The sequence below is a fragment of the Undibacterium sp. TJN25 genome, from assembly GCF_049339885.1.
In the GTDB taxonomy this organism is placed as follows: Bacteria; Pseudomonadota; Gammaproteobacteria; order Burkholderiales; family Burkholderiaceae_D; genus Undibacterium.
This window is the reverse complement of sequence record NZ_JBMPPM010000030.1, coordinates 1-2,223: the sequence shown is the minus strand read 5'-3', so window position 1 is coordinate 2,223 and position 2,223 is coordinate 1. Positions and strand designations below refer to the sequence as shown.

Below are 2,223 nucleotides of genomic sequence, written 5' to 3'. Positions count from 1 at the left end.
TTATAACGAACGGCGAATGCATTCGGCGCTAGGCTATCAATCACCCAATAAATTCGAAGCACAACTCGCTCGGCAAGCGGCTTAAATCTGGAAACCCGATTGGTCCAGCCCAAGGGGTTCAGTCCACGTTTGCATCAAATTCTGACCCACTCGTTTTTACTTCTTTTACGGGTTAGGTTGAGGCTAGTCTGGTATTTTTCTCCTTGGTGGTTATCTGGGTCGAACTGTTCTTGAATCGATAGCTATCGTTCCCAGTCTCGATTATATGACAGTGATGGGTGAGTCGATCAAGCAATGCTGTCGTCATTTTAGCGTCTCCAAACACCGATCCCCACTCCGAGAAACCCAAATTGGTCGTAATGATCAGACTGGTTCTCTCGTAAAGCTTGTTAATCAGGTGGAATAGCAGCGCCCCGCCAGATTGACTAAATGGAAGATAGCCAAGCTCGTCGAGGATCACCAGGTCGGTGTAAAGCAATCGAAGTGCCAGTTGGCCGGCTTTTCCCTGCTGCTTCTCGATTTCCAGCATATTGACCAGCTCCACTGTCGAGAAGTAACGCACTCGGCAGTCATGCTGCTCAATGGCCTGGGTTCCAATCGCTGTGGCTATATGCGTCTTTCCCGTTCCGGGGCCGCCCACGAGAACAATATTGTTGACCGACTGCAGGAACTCGCAACGGTGCAATTGCCGAACCAGGGACTCGTCGACCTCACTGCAACCAAAGTCAAAGCCGCTCAAGTCCCGGTAAGCGGGAAACTTTGCCACTTTCATCTGGTAGGCCAGAGAGCGAACTTCACGCTCTGCAGTCTCGGCTTTCAACAGGCCGGCAATGACGGGAACTGCTGCCTGGAATGCCGGCGAGTCCTGGTTGGCCATATCCTCCAGCGCCTGTGCCATTCCTCTCAATTTTAAATTCTTGAACATCTCTAACATGGCCTCATGCTGCATTGTCTAATTTCCTATTTCTCAGTTGGTCATAACGGCCGATGTCGGCCTTGGGTTCGATTTTCAGGGTCAGCGCTTGTGGTGTGTCTATTCTTGGCGGAGGAGTTCCTTCGATTAGCCGACTGAGGACGTTGAGGATGGTTTGCTTGGAGGGGGCGCCGCCCTCCAGAGCCTGCTCGACCGCGGACAAGACAGCTTTCTCATCATGGAACATCACCAGCGCCAGGACGTCGACCATCTCACGGTCGCCTCCTGGGCGCTTCATCAGGATCGCTTGCAGGCGTTTGAACTCGTCTGGCAGCTCGGTAAACGGGGCGCCATTTCGTAGCGCCCCGGGCTTTCGCTGCAATACGGCCAGGTAGTGGCGCCAGTTGAAGATCGTGTGTCCCGGTCCGTGATCCCTGGTGATATTCCGGTCATGCTCGGCAATGACTTTGCCCTCTGCCACGAACACCAGCCTGGCGGCATAGACGCGCAGGCTGATAGGTCGATTGGCAAATGACGCGGGCACGCTGTAGCGATTTCTTTCGAAAGTCACCAGGCAGGTGGGTGATACCCGTTTGGTGTGCTCTACGAACCCGTCAAAGGGTCTGCCATTCGGCATCAGATGAGGGCGCTCCATTTCCCAGGCCTCGAAAACCGTGATATCGGCCTCCGGGTGCTGGATCTGCTTCCACAGCCTGGAGCATTCCTGTGTCAGCCATTCATTCAAGGCGTCCAGCGAGTCCATCGGCTCGATCTTTTGCCAGATCCGGTGTCGGCTGTCTCGGACGTTTTTCTCGACCTGGCCTTTTTCCCAGCCTGACGATGGATTGCAGAACTCCGCGTCGAACAGGTAGTGACTGACCATGGCCGTGAAGCGGAGATTGACGTCACGGTCCTTGCCTGTCCTGACCTTGTCGACTGCTGTTTTCATATTGTCGTAGATGCCACGACGGGGAATTCCACCCAGATGGACAAAGGCGTGGTGATGGGCGTCAAACAGCATCTCATGCGTCTGCAGCAGGTACGCACGAAGATAAAACGCCCGACTGTTACTCAGCTTGAAATGGGCGATTTGGAGCTTGGTCCGCTCACCGCCGATCACGGCCCAGTCTTCGCTCCAATCGAACTGAAATGCCTCGCCCGGAGCGAAAGACAAGGGAACGTATGTTCTTTTGCTCGCTGAATTGACCCGGTCAGTTTGATCCACCTTCCACTGCCTGGCGAAGGCTGCCACCCGGTCGTACGACCCCTCGAATCCCAATTCCCTTAGATCCAAGTGCAGTTGTTTCAGG

Annotated in this window: 2 protein-coding genes; both read right to left on the bottom strand. The window is 54.3% G+C overall.

Annotated features, from left to right (window positions below; all coding sequences use genetic code 11):
* Positions 1 to 172 precede the first annotated feature (172 nt).
* Positions 173 to 949 (bottom strand): IS21-like element helper ATPase IstB, encoded by a 777-nt coding sequence (istB, locus tag ACO0LO_RS28940; protein ID WP_422970001.1) that lies wholly within the window; start codon positions 947 to 949, stop codon positions 173 to 175.
* The coding region (gene istA / locus ACO0LO_RS28935; RefSeq protein WP_422969999.1) for an IS21 family transposase at positions 939 to 2,223 on the bottom strand (1,285 nt) is incomplete at its 5' end. The genes istB and istA, both read right to left, overlap by 11 nt.